At 65.9% G+C, this 14,923-nt stretch carries 13 protein-coding genes; 3 read left to right on the top strand and 10 right to left on the bottom strand.

Going from position 1 to position 14,923, the window contains the following annotated elements:
* Positions 1 to 30: 30 nt before the first annotated feature.
* Both AAD027_RS06670 and AAD027_RS06675 read right to left on the bottom strand, forming a co-directional pair.
* Complete coding sequence (locus AAD027_RS06670; RefSeq protein ID WP_341725230.1) at positions 31 to 2,073, bottom strand: alpha/beta hydrolase family protein; 2,043 nt, start codon at positions 2,071 to 2,073, stop codon at positions 31 to 33.
* Between the two features lie 216 nt (positions 2,074 to 2,289).
* The gene (locus tag AAD027_RS06675; protein ID WP_341725231.1) at positions 2,290 to 5,334 is read right to left on the bottom strand and encodes a TonB-dependent receptor domain-containing protein; all 3,045 of its coding nucleotides are present in this window, start codon (positions 5,332 to 5,334) and stop codon (positions 2,290 to 2,292) included.
* 213 nt (positions 5,335 to 5,547) lie between these two features.
* Between AAD027_RS06675 and AAD027_RS06680 the strand changes: the two genes are divergently transcribed.
* The 3 genes from AAD027_RS06680 (at position 5,548) to dcd (ending at position 8,728) form a co-directional block, all read left to right on the top strand.
* Positions 5,548 to 7,155 carry a tetratricopeptide repeat-containing sulfotransferase family protein gene (locus AAD027_RS06680; RefSeq protein ID WP_341725232.1) on the top strand — a complete coding sequence of 536 codons (1,608 nt, stop codon included), beginning with the start codon at positions 5,548 to 5,550 and terminating at the stop codon, positions 7,153 to 7,155.
* A 48-nt stretch (positions 7,156 to 7,203) separates the two neighbouring features.
* Positions 7,204 to 8,046, top strand: coding sequence for an iron-sulfur cluster carrier protein ApbC (gene apbC / locus AAD027_RS06685; protein WP_341725233.1), 843 nt, complete (start codon positions 7,204 to 7,206; stop codon positions 8,044 to 8,046).
* Between the two features lie 109 nt (positions 8,047 to 8,155).
* Positions 8,156 to 8,728 (top strand): dCTP deaminase, encoded by a 573-nt coding sequence (gene dcd, locus AAD027_RS06690; protein WP_341725234.1) that lies wholly within the window; start codon positions 8,156 to 8,158, stop codon positions 8,726 to 8,728.
* 137 nt (positions 8,729 to 8,865) lie between these two features.
* Here dcd and pcp read toward each other — a convergent pair whose 3' ends face one another.
* From pcp to AAD027_RS06730, 8 genes are read right to left on the bottom strand one after another with little or no spacing between them, the layout of a single operon-like run.
* On the bottom strand, positions 8,866 to 9,519 hold the full coding sequence (gene pcp / locus AAD027_RS06695; protein ID WP_341725235.1) for a pyroglutamyl-peptidase I: 654 nt from the start codon (positions 9,517 to 9,519) through the stop codon (positions 8,866 to 8,868).
* Positions 9,520 to 9,544: 25 nt separating this feature from the next.
* Positions 9,545 to 10,510: a DUF979 domain-containing protein gene (locus tag AAD027_RS06700; RefSeq protein ID WP_341725236.1), complete on the bottom strand. Its 966-nt coding sequence runs from the start codon at positions 10,508 to 10,510 to the stop codon at positions 9,545 to 9,547.
* Positions 10,497 to 11,198 (bottom strand): DUF969 domain-containing protein, encoded by a 702-nt coding sequence (locus tag AAD027_RS06705; RefSeq protein WP_341725237.1) that lies wholly within the window; start codon positions 11,196 to 11,198, stop codon positions 10,497 to 10,499. Before AAD027_RS06705 ends, AAD027_RS06700 begins: the two co-directional genes overlap by 14 nt.
* Positions 11,195 to 11,956 (bottom strand): 5-oxoprolinase subunit PxpA, encoded by a 762-nt coding sequence (locus AAD027_RS06710; RefSeq protein WP_341725238.1) that lies wholly within the window; start codon positions 11,954 to 11,956, stop codon positions 11,195 to 11,197. The genes AAD027_RS06705 and AAD027_RS06710 overlap by 4 nt, the downstream gene beginning before the upstream one ends.
* 20 nt (positions 11,957 to 11,976) lie before the next feature.
* Positions 11,977 to 12,915 (bottom strand): 5-oxoprolinase subunit C family protein, encoded by a 939-nt coding sequence (locus AAD027_RS06715; RefSeq protein WP_341725239.1) that lies wholly within the window; start codon positions 12,913 to 12,915, stop codon positions 11,977 to 11,979.
* Complete coding sequence (gene pxpB / locus AAD027_RS06720; protein ID WP_341725240.1) at positions 12,912 to 13,610, bottom strand: 5-oxoprolinase subunit PxpB; 699 nt, start codon at positions 13,608 to 13,610, stop codon at positions 12,912 to 12,914. The genes AAD027_RS06715 and pxpB overlap by 4 nt, the downstream gene beginning before the upstream one ends.
* Positions 13,607 to 14,014, bottom strand: a complete 408-nt coding sequence (locus AAD027_RS06725) for an HIT domain-containing protein (protein ID WP_341725241.1) — start codon at positions 14,012 to 14,014, stop codon at positions 13,607 to 13,609. Before AAD027_RS06725 ends, pxpB begins: the two co-directional genes overlap by 4 nt.
* Positions 14,011 to 14,670, bottom strand: a complete 660-nt coding sequence (locus AAD027_RS06730; RefSeq protein WP_341725242.1) for a dienelactone hydrolase family protein — start codon at positions 14,668 to 14,670, stop codon at positions 14,011 to 14,013. Before AAD027_RS06730 ends, AAD027_RS06725 begins: the two co-directional genes overlap by 4 nt.
* Positions 14,671 to 14,923 lie beyond the last annotated feature (253 nt).

Raw genomic sequence — 14,923 nt, forward strand, 5'->3', positions numbered from 1 at the left:
GTTTCGTTCAGAGAATGAAAGGGAGGTGGATCAAAGCCCGCCGCCCCCGCAGTCCTTGGTGAGATAGTCTTCGATGATACGCAACTGGTCGCCCATGATCTTGCGTGTCCACGCTGGGCCATGCGCGTAGTCCTTGATCTCGTGGTAGACCACCGGCTTTCCGGCAGCCTTCGCTTTTCTTACGAACCATTCAGACTGCTCGATTGGCACGACCTGGTCGCGGTCTCCGTGATAAATCATCAGGGGGATCTGGATCTGGTCGGCCTTGTCGAGTGGGCTGAGGCCTTCCACGGTCGGTGCCTGAGCCTGCCGAAAGAATGGGTTGGTGTAGTAGCGCGCCCAGATGCGCTTGATATCCGACACGCCCGCACCAGCAATCGAGCACTTGTAGAGGCCGTTCGGGCGCACGGCCGCAGCAAAGCTGGAATAGCCGCCATAGGAGAAGCCGAACATGGCGATGTGGCCGGGCTGGGCGATCTTCTGCTCGATCAACCACTTGGCGCCGTCATCCTTGTCGTCCTGCATCTTCTGACCCCACTCGGCGTCGCCGGCCATCCACAGCTTGCGACCCCAGTCGGCGGATCCGCGGAACTGCGGTTGCAGCACCGCCATGCAGCGCGACACCATCAGCGGTACCCACATGGAGCCGTCGAAATCCAGATTGTCGCGCCCCCACGGACCGCCATGGGGGTGGACGACGGCCTTCCATGGTCCTGCGCCGCACAGTTCGGTGTTGGGCGTGGTCAGGATGGCGGGAATGTCCAGGCCGTCGCGAGCCTTGTAATAGACCATTTTGCCCGTACCCAAGGCGCGGGGGTCCAACTGCGGGTAGGACTTGGCCAACAGCGTGAGTTGACCATTGTGCGCCAGGTAGTATTCGGGCGGACGGGCAGGGCCCGTCACCGCGATCAGCAGCGTCTTCATGTCGCGGCTGCGGCTGACCAGACGGTAATTGGCATCGCTGTCATAGACAATGTTGGCGGACTCGCCTGTTGCCGGATCGACCACGCGCAGCGGCTCCGGCGTGATCTTGAGCGCTTGGCGCAGTCCCTTGTCCAGCGCCTGCATGTAGCCCGCCGTCCAGACGATGTCATCGCCCCGCGGGCCTGCGTAGCTGACGCCCATGATCTCGCCGTAGCCCAGGCCTTCGATGCCGCGTTGGCGATTGATCAACACGTTGGTGGCATCGAACATCCGGTTCTCGAACAGGATCTCCTTCTGCTTCCGCGCAGCAATGTCGTATTCGTAGATCACCGCCTTGTCGCGGCCCGTGTTGCTCAGCACGAAGGCGATATTGGCGTCTTCGGCGAAGCCGATGACCTGGTTGATGTCGCGATCCTTCACGTGCGAGCGGAAGTGCTCCTCCCAACTGCCGGTCGTGACATTGCGGAATTCGGTAGAGATATAGGCGCCAGTACCGTCGATGTCATTGTGCAGGCGCGCGCGCAACTCGCCGCTGAGGTCGGTGATATAGCCAGCCACGCGCGCTTCGGTGTTCTGGATGCGGCGCGAGGTGAAGTTGCGCACATTGACCTTGTACACGTCGCCTGAATTGTTGCCCGAGCCGCTGATCACCAGGATGTGGTCTGGATCGTTTGGCAGCGTGTCGAGGACGCTGGCATTGGACAGTGCCTGCTCCAGTTCCTGCGCGCGACTGGTGGCACGCGCCTGTGGCAGGGGCTCCTTCCATTGCTTGCCTTCAATATCGGTGATGAAGAACTTGTTGACGAAGGTCTTGGTGACGCGGTCTACGCGCAAATCGTACGGCTGCCATAGAGACACGGCCAGCAAGCCGTCCTTGATGAAGGAGACCGAGGAGAACTTCATCCTGTCGCTGCCGATCCGAGTTGGCGGCTTGTCGAGTGCGTCGGTGCGATAGACGACAATGACTCGGCTCTCGCCATCGGCCTCCAGGCCGGCGATGCGCGAACCGTCGGGAGAGACTGTCAAGCTGGTGAGAGCCGGAAAGGCAGCCAACTGTTCGATTGTGGGTACGGCGGGCGACGCCGCCCGCACCGGACTCGCGAGCAGGATGGCTGCGCCTGCTGCAAGGGCAATAAAGACTGCTCTCATAGCGAATGGATCCCCATGGGTAGTGACGCCTAGAATAAACGGAAACTGAGTGGCGCGCGCTACACTCTGGAAGCTGTTTTGTATGGGAGAAAACAGGCTTCCACTTCAACACGGTCTTGCGCCTGGGCGACGCCGCCTGCGCGCGGTTAGCACGGATGGAAGAGGCAAAAAAACCGCCGCTCCGGGGGGAGCGGCGGTTGCTGAGGTGACGCTGGATCAGAAGTCCTTGGTGAAGTTCACGAAGAACGTACGGCCTAGGTAGTCAACGCCGCTGTACAGAGGAGCATTGCCGATCATGGCAACAGCACCACTGGTGGATATCCTCGGCGGAGCCTTGTCGGCAATGTTGCGGACGCCACCTGTGATGGCCCAATCGTCGCCGGTGTACTGCAGCGATGCGCTGTGGAGGAAGTAGTCGTCCGTTTTCATCTGGTAGGTATCGCGATAGTCGGTATCGAAGTACTTCTCGTAGTACTCGTAGCCGTTGATGCCATCCACCCACTCCAGGCCGTAACGCACGCGCCAGTTGCGCAGCTTGTAAGACAGGTCGAGCTGACCGGTGTACTCCGGGGCATTGAGAGAACCGGAATAGTCACGCACCGGGTCGGTCGGGAAGGTCGCACCGGACTGCTCCAGGTAGTGCGAGATCTGGGCCGTGGCGCGGAATTCACCTTGGCCGATGTCGCGCACGTAGCGTGCGGTGAAGTCCCAGCCGCGCACCTTGTCAGTGGAGACGTTGATGTAGCCCGTCGTGACGTTCAGGGTGTTGTTGGCGTTACGTGTCACCAGGTTGCAGAAACCGGTGCCGGCGGCGAAATCGGCGGGCGAACTGCCGTAGCAGAGGTTCAGCACCTGTGCGCCGGACGGCCTCGCAACGCCATTGTTCACTTCGATATCGTAGTAGTCGGCTGCGAACGACAGGTCACCGAACCATTCCGGAAATTCCGGCTGGATTATCACGCCGGCCGTCAGTGCCTTCGACGTTTCCGCGGCTAGGCCGGTTTCCGCGCCGCCACGGGTCAGCACGGTGATGCTGCTGTTCTGCTGGAAGTTGTTCGGCAGGCCCAATGATGCGCAGTTGTCGCGGACGTTCCCCGTTTTGCTGGCCCAGTTGTTGCAGGGGTCGCCCGAGCTGGCGGTGAAGCCGCTGGTGGCGCCCAGGTACTGTTCGAACAGGGCAGGTGCACGGAACGACGTGCCGCGCGAGGCGCGGAACGACAACCAGCTCACCGGCGTGTACAGCATGCCGATCTTCCAGGTGGTGTCGTCGCCATAGGAATCGTAATCCGTATAGCGACCGGAGAGGTTGACGGTCAATTCCTGGGCGCCCGGCAGACCGGACAGCAGTGGGACTTCGATTTCGGCGTAGGCTTCCGACACGGAGTCCTTGCCACGGGTGGGCTGCGAGGCGGTGAACCCGTACAGGTTGTTAGCCACCGAGTTCGGATCCGGTGAGTCGTCGATTTCCGCGCGGCGATATTCCAGGCCGAATGCGGCGTTCACCGCGCCGTAGGGCAGGTCGAACAGCGGGCCATTGACGCCGAAGTTTACCGTCGACTCGGTATAGACCGTGTTGCCATGGGTCGTCTGCATGACGTAATCCCGGTAGGCCTGCGGCAGGTTGCCAGCGAGGGTATCGGCATTCAGCATCGGCGCGGCGACGCAACCATCGGAGGCGTCGCGGCAGACGAAGCCGCCATTGCCGTCGGAAACCACGTCCAAGGTCTTGGCGTAGCGATCGGTCAGGCGATTGTGGGTGTAGTAATCAGCGTCGGATCGGGCATGGCTGGCATAGCCGTCGTATTTCCATGTCGCTCCCAGATTACCGCGCAGTCCCGCCGTGGCGCGATAGAAATCGACCTCCTGCCAGTTCTGGTAGAGGCCCCAGCCAATGAAGGCACGGGCGGCGAGGGGGCGGCCGTTGGTCGAACCATCCGCAGGTGCCGCAGCAAAGGCCGGTAACCAGGAGAGGTCGCCCAATAGCGGGCTGCCGGGCGAATAGTCGATGGTGTGCTGCAGATAGCCAGTCTGGCGCGATTCGCGACGGTGGGCCAGCAGTTCGAAGTACAGCTCGGCATCGCCCATCGCATTGAGATCCACGCCACCCTGCAGGAAGCCGGTGTAGTTGGTGGTCGGCGAGATCAGCGACTCCTTCTTCATGCGAGGATCGTAGGTGTCGCGGCCGAAGTAGTCGACGCCTTCATAGCCAGGAATGTCACCGTCGGTGATCGACGCATTCGGACGCCAGCGGTTGAAGTAGTCGAAGCCCGGCGGCAGGAACTCGAGCACTTCGGGCGCGTAGGTACCGTAGTAGCCCAGATTGCCCAGGCCGGGGCGGCCGAGGAAGTACGCGGTGCCAAGCGTATTGATGGTAACGCCGCCGGCATCCAGGCCCCAGCACTTCGGCTCGCCGGTTACCGGGTCGATATAGTCATCCGCGCCGTAGCGGCCATCCGCGCCGCGGCCGTAAAGCGGAAGGGGACAGTTGCCGGCCCAGTCGCGGTCACCGATGGTCAGCTCCTGACGGTCGTAGATTTCGAAAGAACCGGACACGCGCCAGCGGTCACCGGTCTTGCCCATCATGGCCGACCAGCGGGTTTCGTCGCCGCCGCCCCTCTGGGTGGCATTGTGCTGGAACTCGACGCTTACGCCGTCGACCTTCGTCTTGGTGATGACGTTTACCACGCCGGCCACGGCGTCGGAGCCGTAGATGGACGAAGCGCCATCCTTCAGGATTTCGATGCGGTCGATCATGATGTTCGGCAGCACGTTCAAGTCGGCCGAGCCGACCGAGCCGCGCGAGCCTGCCGGCGCCACGCGGCGGCCGTTCAGCAGCAGCAGAGTGCGCGTCGCCCCCAAGCCGCGCAGCGATAACGTGTTGGCGCCGGGGCCACCGTCGGTGACGTAACCACCGAACGCGTTGTTGATCTGCTCCGAACCACCGGTCACCACGTTGCTCTGCAGCACCGCGGCGGTTGAGTTGAAGCCTGCGAGCGTGGTCTCCTCACGATGGATGAACTGCACGGGCGACACAGAGTTGAACGTGTCCCTCGCAATGCGGGAGCCAGTGACCGTAACGCTTTGCAGCGTCGTAGTCTGAGAAGAAGTGGTCTCTTCCTGCTCCTTTTCTTCACTTTGCTCCGTGTTATCTCCGGTGCTCTGGGCATACACGGCGCCTACCGGGAGTAGCAACGCAGTCGCAAGTGCCAAAGATAGAGGGTTCTTATGGGGCCGGTTCGTGAGGCGGCTGCTCTTGGACATCGGAATCTCCATTGAAATCAGCGAGTTGGCAGGCTTTTCGGCTCTCAGAGCGTGCCCTGCCTGCCGATCCTAACACTAAATTCACGCTGAACGCCATGAATGATTAACAAGAATTTCCCGATATGTGAATGTCTATGAATGTGACGGCTGTCCCGTAGGGCGCGAGTACTCTAGAGCTGGAGGGGGAGCGCCGGCACGTATAGACTCGTTCATATGAGTATTCGATCCAACAGTCCGGCGGCCACGGAGGCCGCTCCGGCTTTCATGCAGCAAATCGCACAGGGAAATGCCCTGCTCCGGCAGGGACGGACGGATGAGGCGATCGCCTTGGGGGTGACTCTCGTCGATATGTACCCTGACCAAGCGCGTGCCTTCGCATTCTTGGCCGAAGCCAGCCGGGTTGGCGGCGATCTCCAGGCTGCAATCGGATGGATAGACAAGGCCATCCAGTGCAGCCCTGACCCGCAGCACAAGATTAAGAAGGCATGGTTACTGTCGCGCTTGCTTCGACGCGATGAAATCCCGTCGTTGGCGGAGCAGATCGACGCGCAGGCAGGGGATGACAGAATGCTGCGCTGGCAACTGGGCAAGCTCTACTACCACCACAACTTTCTGCCGGAAGCGATCAAGCAGTACGAGCGAGCGCTTGCCGTCGGAGAAGACAATCCCAGTTGGCGTTATGATTTGGCCATCGCCCGCTTCTACGGCGGTGATTCCGACAAAGCAGAAGGCGACCTGAACAGAGTGCTGGCAGTGTCTCCTCAAGCGGGGGCGGTCATCTACCTGCGCTCCACGCTGCGCAGGCAGCGGCAAGACCAGAACCACGTGGCGGACATTGAGGCCCGGTTGAAGACGGTATTCCGCTCGGCGGAAGACGAGGCTGGCGCGCTCTACGCTTTGGCGAAGGAGCTCGAGGATTTGGGCGAGTACGAGAGATCCTTCTCCATGTTACTGGCGGGTGCGAAAAAGAAGCGCAGCGCCATCCAGTACGACGCGGCTGCATTTCGTGCGATGACAGATGAAATCCGCGCCGCTCAGAATGCCGAGTCCATGGCAATACCGGTAGCCGGCCATGATGAGGAGGGTGCGATCTTCATTCTTGGCCTGCCCCGTACCGGTACCACGCTGGCAGAACGCATGCTGCTGCAGTCCGGAGAGGTGAAGGATGCTGGAGAGCTGATGGATTTTGGTTTCCATCTGACTGCCGCGATGCAGAGAGTGCGGGCTGTGGCGCCCGAACTCTCACCTGCCGAGGCAACGATGAAGCTGGATTTTGCGGCGCTCGGAAGAGAGTACATGCGCGGGGCGCGGCAGATGGCCGGAGGCAGTGCCTTGTTCATAGATAAGCTGCCTGCCAACTACATGTATTGCGGGATGATTCGCAAAGCTTTGCCCAAAGCAAAAATCATCCATCTGGTGCGAGATCCCCTGGACAGCTGCTATGCGATCTTCAAGACGCTGTTCTTTAACGCTTACGATTTTTCCTACGATCTGGACGAGTTGGCGGAGTATTACATTGCCTATCGTCACATGATGCGACATTGGCACGACGTTCTACCGGGCGCCATTCTGGACGTGCGATACGAAGATCTGGTGACAGATACCGAAGTACAGGCCAAACGCATCTACGACTGGTGTGGTCTAGCGTGGACGCCGGACGCGCTGCGTGTTCCAGATACAAAGGCGGTGTTTGCGACAGCCAGTGCTGCTCAAGTACGCGAGCCCGTGCATACCCGATCCGTCAACAGCTCACGCAAACATGCCGACAGACTGGTCCCACTTATCAAGAAGCTGAAGGCAGCAGGCGTTCTGGATGCGTGACTTTCACATGACAGTTGCATGCCGCAGTTCGACTGATACGAAAGTGTGATGGCGACCATCATTTCCCATGCCGTTCAGGCCAATCTCCGCCCCCATCCCCGCGTCCGCAACGTCATCGCGGTGGGCTCCGGCAAGGGCGGGGTGGGGAAGTCGACCACGGCGGTCAACCTGGCCCTGGCCCTGGCCGCCGAGGGTGCGCGGGTGGGGGTGCTGGACGCGGACGTCTACGGGCCGAGCATCCCGGCCATGCTGGGCCTGGGCGGGCGGCCGGACAGCCCGGACAACAAGTCGATCGAGCCGATGCGGGCGTTCGGGGTGGAAGCCATGTCCATCGGCCTGCTGGTGGACCAGGACACGCCGATGATCTGGCGCGGCCCGATGGCGACCTCCGCCCTGACCCAGTTGTTCGCCGATACCCTGTGGGGCGACCTGGACTACCTGCTGATCGACCTGCCGCCGGGGACCGGCGACATCCAGCTGACCCTGGCGCAGAAGATCCCGGTGGCCGGGGCGGTCATCGTGACCACCCCGCAGGACATCGCCACGCTGGATGCCAGGAAGGCGCTGAAGATGTTCGAGAAGGTCGAGGTGCCGGTGCTGGGCATCGTCGAGAACATGGCGGTGCACACGTGTTCGAACTGCGGACACGTCGAACACCTGTTCGGCGAGGGGGGCGGCCAGAGGATGGCCGAACAGTATGGCGTGCCGTTGCTGGGTTCGCTGCCGCTGGACATCGCCATCCGCGAGCAGGGCGATGCGGGCCAGCCGATCGTGGTCGCCGCACCGGATTCGGCGGTGGCGCAGGCCTACCGCCAGACCGCGCGGGTGATGGCGGCCACGCTGTCCCTGCGCCCGCGGGCTGCGATGCCGATCGCCTCTTCGTTGGTGTAGCGCTTCGCGTGACGCCACGGGACGACGGGCCGGGCCCCGCCTACAATATGGCCGTCCAGGTTGCCGGTCGTGCCGGCAGCGCCCGTCCCATCCCCAGACCAGGAATTGCATGAGCATCAAGAGCGACCGTTGGATCCGCCGCATGGCCGAACAGCAGGGCATGATCGAGCCGTTCGAGCCGGGGCAGGTGAAGCAAGTCAACGGCGAGCGCATCGTCAGCTACGGCACCTCCAGCTACGGTTACGACGTGCGTTGCTCGCGCGAGTTCAAGGTGTTCACCAATATCAATTCCACCATCGTCGATCCCAAGCGCTTCGACCCCAAGAGCTTCGTGGACGTGGTGGCCGACGAGTGCATCATCCCGCCCAACTCCTTCGCCCTGGCGCGCACGGTGGAGTACTTCCGCATCCCGCGCGACACGCTGGTGGTCTGCCTGGGCAAGAGCACCTACGCGCGCTGCGGCATCATCGTCAACGTCACCCCGCTGGAACCGGAATGGGAAGGCCACGTGACGCTGGAGTTCAGTAACACCACGCCGTTGCCGGCGCGCATCTACGCCAACGAGGGCGTGGCGCAGATGCTGTTCTTCCAGTCGGATGCGGACGACGTGTGCGAGACCAGCTACCGGGATCGCGGCGGCAAGTACCAGGGCCAGACCGGCGTAACGCTGCCGCGGACCTGACGTAGGGTGCGCCCCGGCGCACCGCGCTTCTGCCTTCCGGAGGAAAACCGTTCGTTCGCCACCCGAACGCAGCGGCGTGTTTCTCGTCGTGCATGTCGAGCAGATACCGGGCGTGGTGCGCCGGGGCGCACCCTACGTCAGTGCTCCGCGCCGGCTGCTGCGCGCATGTCTGTTGGCGTGCGCAGGGCTACCCGCAACGCCAGCCGCAGCGCGGCGGTCACGGTCTCCACCGGCAGGCTGGGCGCTCCCGGGTGCGCAGCCGCCTGCGCCGGCGAGTAGGGGATGTGGACGAAGCCGGCGCGCGCATGCCGTTGCGCGCGCAGCGCGTGCATCAGGCCGTAGAAGACGTGGTTGCAGACGAAGGTGCCCGCAGTCTGCGACACCTCGGCCGGAAACCCGGCTTCGCACAGCGCCTGCCGCATCGCCTTGATCGGCAGCGTGGCGAAATAGGCCGCGGGTCCGCCGGCCACCACCGGCACGTCCACCGGCTGCCGCCCCGCGTTGTCCGGAATGCGCGCGTCGTCAACATTGATCGCCACGCGTTCCAGCGAGATCTGCGCGCGCCCGCCGGCCTGGCCCACGCAGATCGCGAGCGCGGGCCGCGTCTCGCGCAGGGCGGCCCGCAATGCCTTCAGCGCATCGCCGAAGACCACCGGCAATTCGCGCGCCACCACCCGATGCCCGCCGATGCGCGCACCGTGCAGCGCCCGGACCGCCTGCCAGCTGGGATTCTCGCGCTCGCCGCCGAAGGGCTGGAAGCCGGTCAGCAGGATCGTTCGGGGAGTGGACATGCGGGCCCTCGGCAAATCGGATGCATCAGCGGAAACACAGCCAGGCCATCAGCAGCACGTTGGTGCCCATCAGCCAGAACGCGGTGACCGCCTGCGCGCGGATCACGCCGTACTGGTCGTCCAGTTCCAGCAGCACGGCCGGGACGATGTTGAAGTTGGCCGCCATCGGCGTCAGCAACGTGCCGCAGTAGCCGGTCAGCATGCCGATGGCGCCCAGGCTGGCAGCGTCGGCGCCATGCCGCTGCACCAGCAGGGGCAGGCCGATGCCGGCCATCATCACCGGGAAAGCCGCGAAGGCATTGCCCATGATGACGGTGAAGACCACCATGCCCAGCGCGAACGCCAGCAGGCAGGCCATGCGGCTGTCGGCCGGGATCACTGCCGAGACCAGCGAGGCCACCGCTTCGCCCACGCCGCTGGCGGCGAAGACGCCGCCCAGCGTCGCCAGCACCAGCGGCAGCAGTGCCGCCCAGCCCATCGTGTCGAGCAGCCGGCGGCCTTCGTCGGCGGCCTGGAGCGGGCGCTGCCGCGTCACCGCCACCGCGGCGATGGCGGACACCAGGCAGGCCAGCGCCAGGCCGGTGAGGGTCAGGCCGGCCGAAGCGAACACGGGCGTGCCACCGAGCACGAGGTGCGGACCCGCCAGCACCACCGCGATGGTCAGCGCCGGTATCAGCAGCGCCGGCAGGAACAGCCGATGTCCCAGCCGCAGCGCCGATGCCCGGCGTTCGGATTCGGGCGCCTCGTAGAGGGGTTCGCGGCGCATGCGCGTGGCGAGGACGGCCAATGCGATCACCGCGGCGCCGGCGAACTGCGCGGGCAGCGCGTCGCCGGCCTTGCTTGCGCGCAGCACCGGCCCTCCGGCCGCGAACAGCAGCGCGATCAGTCCCCAGAACGCCGCATGCGCGAAGCGCCGCTGGCGCAGGTTGCGCCAGCCCGCATACCCCAGGAATGCCGCCAGCAACAGGTAGAAGTGTTCAATCGACAGCATCGGCCCGCTCCGTGCCCGGCGCTCCGCCGCGGTCCAGCCGGCGCTGGAACAGCACGATGCGCACGGCATGGATGACGAACGCCGCGATCGCCGTCGGCAATGCCCACAGCGCGATCTGCAACGGCTCCAGCGCGATGCCGTGCTGGGCATAGAAGCCCTGGATCAACAGCACCGCGCCGAAGGCCAGGAATACGTCCTCGCCGAAGAAGCGCCCGATGTTGTCGGTGGCGGCGGCCATGGCGTGCACGCGCTGCGCTTCCTCGCGCCGCAACGGCGGGCGGGTCTTTTCCGCCGCCGATTCGGCCATCGGCGCCAGCAGCGGCCGCACCGTCTGCGCGTGGCCGGCGATGTCGATCAGTCCCACCATGCTCAGTCCCTGGCGCACCGCCAGGTAACCGGCCAGCAACCGCGACAGCGTCAACCCGCGCAGCCGCGCGATCCAGCGCAGCGCGTGCTCGCGCAGGCCGGCGCGTTCCAGCAGGCCGATGGTGGGCAGGGTCAGCGCGAACATCAGCAGCGCGCGGTTTGAGACGAAGCTTTCGCCCAGCAGCGCCAGCAAGTCGGGAACCGATTTGCCCGCCGCCAGTCCACTGACCAGGCCGGCGCTGACCACCACGATCACGGGGTTGAAGCGCAGCACGAAGCCGGCCACCACCACCGCGATGCCCAGCAAGGGCCAGTAGTTCATGCGCCGCGCTCCATCGTGCCGATCTCGAATCCCGCTGCCTCGATCGCTTCGCGCAGCGCGCGTGCGAACGCGGCGGCATCGGCGCGGTCGCCGTGCAGGCAGATGCTGTCCGCGCGCAGCGGCACGTGCTGGCCGGTGCGCGCGGTCACCGCGCCTTCCCGCAGCATCTGCCCGACCTGCGTGGCGGCCTCGTCGACGGACGCCAGGCTGGCCTCCGCGTGCGTGCGCGGGGTCAGGCGGCCATCGGGTTCGTAACGGCGTTCGGCAAAGGCCTCGTGCGCAACGCGCAGGCCCGCGCGTTCGCCCGCGGCGGTAAGTTCGCTGCCGGACAGGCCGTACAGCACCAGGCCCGGATCGTGGTCGTGCACGGCCCGGGCGATGGCGTCGGCGAGCGGCGCGTCGCGCGCGGCCTGGTTGTACAGCGCGCCATGCGGCTTGACGTGGTGGAGGCGTCCACCAGCCGCGCGCACGAAGCCATCCAGTGCGGCCACCTGGTACAGCGTCAGCGCATAGGCGGCCTCGGGTTCGATCGCATGCGGGGTGCGGCCGAAGTTGTCGCGATCCGCGTGCGAGGGATGCGCGCCGACGGCCACGCCGTGCGCCAGGCAGAGCGCCACCGTGCGCCGCATGGTTTCCGGCGAGCCGGCGTGGAAGCCGCAGGCGATGCTGGCCGAACTGATGAAGGGCAGGAGGGCGGCATCGTCGCCACAGTCCTCGCCCAGGTCGCAATTGAAGTCGATGCGTCGTTTCGCGGACATGCGGCGAGCCTACCCCAGCCTTACTGGCGTTGCGCGATGGCCAGGCGCAGCCGCGCCAGCCGATGGGTGTGCCGGAGGGCCAGCGCGCGCGCCTGCGCCGGTTCGATGGGCTCGAAGTGCGCCGCTTCGCCGGGCCGCAGCTGCGCCGCACGGCCGAGGTCGCTGGCGATCACGTGGCCCAGGCGCGGATAGCCGCCGACGGTCTGCGCATCGGCCAACAGCAGGATCGGTCGCCCATCGGGCGGAAGCTGCAGCGTGCCTACCGCCACCGGTTCGGACACGCCGCCCCCGCCGATGGCGGGCAGGGCCGCACCGTCCAGGCGAAGGCCTTGGCGATTGCTGTCCGGATGGATGCGCCATCGCTGCAGGCCCAGCGCGGCGGCTGCCGGATGCGCCGAGGGAACGTAACGCAGCACGTGCCGGTCGGCCGTCCACGGATCGTCCAGGTCGATCCACCAGGCAGGGAAGTGCGGACGCCGGACGGGGCCTTCGCCCGCGTCGACGGGCAGCGTGTCGCCGGCGCGGATGGCGCGCCCGTCGTGCCCGCCGAACCCGCCGCGCAGATCGGTGCTGCGGCTGCCCAGCACCGGCGCTGTGCCGATGCCGCCGGCGACGGCCAGCCAGCTGCGCGCGCCGTCGCGTATCGCGCCCAGCTTCAGCTCGCCCGCCGGCAGGCGGATCGGCCGCCCCATCGGCAAGGGCAGGTCGTCCCACCATGCCTGCACCGCCGCGCCGGTCAGTGCGATGCGGCAGGGACGGCGCAGCCGCAGCCGTGGGCCCTGCAGCGTGATCTCCAGTCCGGCACAGGATTCCGGGTTGCCGACCATGCGGTTGGCCAACGCGAGGGCATGCGGATCGAGCGCGCCCGCCCGCGCCACGCCCAGGTGGCGCCAGCCGGTGCGGCCCTGGTCCTGCACCGTCGTCTGCAGGCCCGGCGAGAGCACTTCCCAGCCGCTCATGCCGCGCCCCCGAGTGCGCTGAAGGCCTGCGCGTCGATCGGCACGAAGCGCACCCGGTCGCCCGGCTGCACCAGTGAAGGCGCTGCGCGCCGCGCGTCGAAGAGTCGCAACGGCGTGCGCCCCAGCAGTCGCCAGCCGCCGGGACTGGCGCGCGGGTAGATGCCGGTCTGCGCGCCGCCGATGGCGACGGAGCCCGCGGGAACCTTTGCACGCGGTGTCGCCAGGCGCGGCAGCGCGAGCGCCGGGTCCAATCCCAGCAGATAGGGAAAGCCCGGCGCGAAACCGATCATCGCGACGCTGTACACCGGCGCGCAATGACGGGCGATCAATTCGGCCTCCGCCAGTCCCAGTTCGCGCGCGGCCGCGGCCAGATCCTGGCCGAAGTCGCCCCCGTAGCACACCGGGATCTCGTGCAACGCCGGCGCCGCCAGGGCAGGCGATTCCTCCTGCTCCGTCATCCCGGCCAGCATCCGCGCCAACGCCTGGCGTGCGTCGCCGCCGGGCACGCGCTCGGCATCGAAGAACACGCCGAGACTGGCATAGGCAGGCACCAGATCGCACAGCCATGCGGGCGCGTGTCGTCGCAGATGGTCGGCCAGCGCGTGCACGCGCTGGTTGGTGGCCGCGTCGATGGTGTCGCCGAAACGCACCAGCAGGGCATCGTCGCCCAACGGCTCGATGCTCGTGTGGCTCATCGCAGGCGCGTCTGCCAGAGCGCCACGTGCTCGGCCAAGGCCTCGGGTGCATGCCGGACGGCGGCGCCGCTTCCCCATGCCGGTCCGGGCCAGGCGGCATCGCCTTCGTGGCGACCGACCAGGTGGATGTGCAACTGGCGCACGATGTTGCCCAAGGCCCCGATATTGAGTTTCTGCACGTCGGCGTGGGCACGGACCAGGTTGCCGGCCTGGTTGATCTCCGCCAGCAGCAGGCGCTGCTGGCCGCCGTCCAGTTCCAGCCATTCGGTGGCGCCGGGCACGCGCGGCACCAGTACCAGCCACGGGAAGCGGGTGTCGTCCATCAACCGCATCTGCGACAGCGGACCGTCGGCGATGAAGATGCTGTCGGCGGCGAGGCGAGGGTCGAGCAGGAATTCCGTCATGCGAGATGCCGTTCGAAGAAGGCCAGCGTGCGTTCGCGCGCGAGCAGGGCGCTGGCGGGTTCGTAGTCGGCGCGCAGGTCGCAGTTGAAGCCATGCCCGGCGGGATAGGTGTGGGTGTCCATCTGCGGCAACCGCTCGCGATGCTGCCGCACCATCTCCGGCGGGATCGAGGCGTCGCGCTCGCCGAAATGGAACATCACGGGCGCCTTCGGGGTTTCTCCCAGGAACGGCACGTTGCGCGCGCCGTAGTAGCTCACCGAAGGCAGCCCCAGGCGCAGCGCCGCCAGCAATGCGACCGTGCCGCCCCAGCAGTAACCCACCGTGCCCACCTTGCCATGGGCGGCCAGCGCATCGGCGGCCGCACGGGTGATGTCGACGGCCCGCTCCAGTCCCAGGGCGGCGATCAGTTCGCGCCCGTGCGCCACGCCTTCGGCGTCGTAGCCCAGTTCGACGCCGGTTTCGATCGGATCGAAGTAGGCCGGCGCCAGCGCCACGTAGCCTTCCGTGGCGAAGCTTTCCGTCACGGCGCGGACATGCGGGTTGACGCCGAAGATCTCCTGCACCACGACCAGCGCGCCGCGCGGAGTGTCCGCCGGCTCGGCCTTCCACGCGGAAATGCGGCCTTGCGGGGAGTCGAACGTGGTCCAGTGGCCCATGGGTCGGGGTGCCGGAAATCGGGGCCTACAGTGTATTCCGGCAAGGCCCGGTCCGCCCTGTCGGCAACCCGGAGGCGGGCAGGGTGGGAACGGTACAGTCCCGCGCCCTTTTTTTCGTCCGCCACCCATCCCATGTCCCTGCAGAATCCGAAAGTGGGCTTCGTCAGCCTCGGCTGTCCCAGACATATCGCAGGTAGATTCGCGAACCGACGCAGATCGGTCGATCGAACCACTGGCCCAACCGCTCAAGCAT

It is taken from the genome of Pseudoxanthomonas putridarboris (assembly GCF_038321125.1).
Classification (GTDB): domain Bacteria; phylum Pseudomonadota; class Gammaproteobacteria; order Xanthomonadales; family Xanthomonadaceae; genus Pseudoxanthomonas_A; species Pseudoxanthomonas_A putridarboris.

Excerpts from the sequence above, each read along its gene's own strand:
- AAD027_RS06670 (WP_341725230.1), bottom strand. The coding sequence starts at position 2,073 with ATGAGAGCAGTCTTTATTGCCCTTGCAGCAGGCGCAGCCATCCTGCTC.
- AAD027_RS06675 (WP_341725231.1), bottom strand. The coding sequence starts at position 5,334 with ATGTCCAAGAGCAGCCGCCTCACGAACCGGCCCCATAAGAACCCTCTA.
- AAD027_RS06680 (WP_341725232.1), top strand. The coding sequence starts at position 5,548 with ATGAGTATTCGATCCAACAGTCCGGCGGCCACGGAGGCCGCTCCGGCT.
- apbC (WP_341725233.1), top strand. The coding sequence starts at position 7,204 with ATGGCGACCATCATTTCCCATGCCGTTCAGGCCAATCTCCGCCCCCAT.
- dcd (WP_341725234.1), top strand. The coding sequence starts at position 8,156 with ATGAGCATCAAGAGCGACCGTTGGATCCGCCGCATGGCCGAACAGCAG.
- pcp (WP_341725235.1), bottom strand. The coding sequence starts at position 9,519 with ATGTCCACTCCCCGAACGATCCTGCTGACCGGCTTCCAGCCCTTCGGC.
- AAD027_RS06700 (WP_341725236.1), bottom strand. The coding sequence starts at position 10,510 with ATGCTGTCGATTGAACACTTCTACCTGTTGCTGGCGGCATTCCTGGGG.
- AAD027_RS06705 (WP_341725237.1), bottom strand. The coding sequence starts at position 11,198 with ATGAACTACTGGCCCTTGCTGGGCATCGCGGTGGTGGTGGCCGGCTTC.
- AAD027_RS06710 (WP_341725238.1), bottom strand. The coding sequence starts at position 11,956 with ATGTCCGCGAAACGACGCATCGACTTCAATTGCGACCTGGGCGAGGAC.
- AAD027_RS06715 (WP_341725239.1), bottom strand. The coding sequence starts at position 12,915 with ATGAGCGGCTGGGAAGTGCTCTCGCCGGGCCTGCAGACGACGGTGCAG.
- pxpB (WP_341725240.1), bottom strand. The coding sequence starts at position 13,610 with ATGAGCCACACGAGCATCGAGCCGTTGGGCGACGATGCCCTGCTGGTG.
- AAD027_RS06725 (WP_341725241.1), bottom strand. The coding sequence starts at position 14,014 with ATGACGGAATTCCTGCTCGACCCTCGCCTCGCCGCCGACAGCATCTTC.
- AAD027_RS06730 (WP_341725242.1), bottom strand. The coding sequence starts at position 14,670 with ATGGGCCACTGGACCACGTTCGACTCCCCGCAAGGCCGCATTTCCGCG.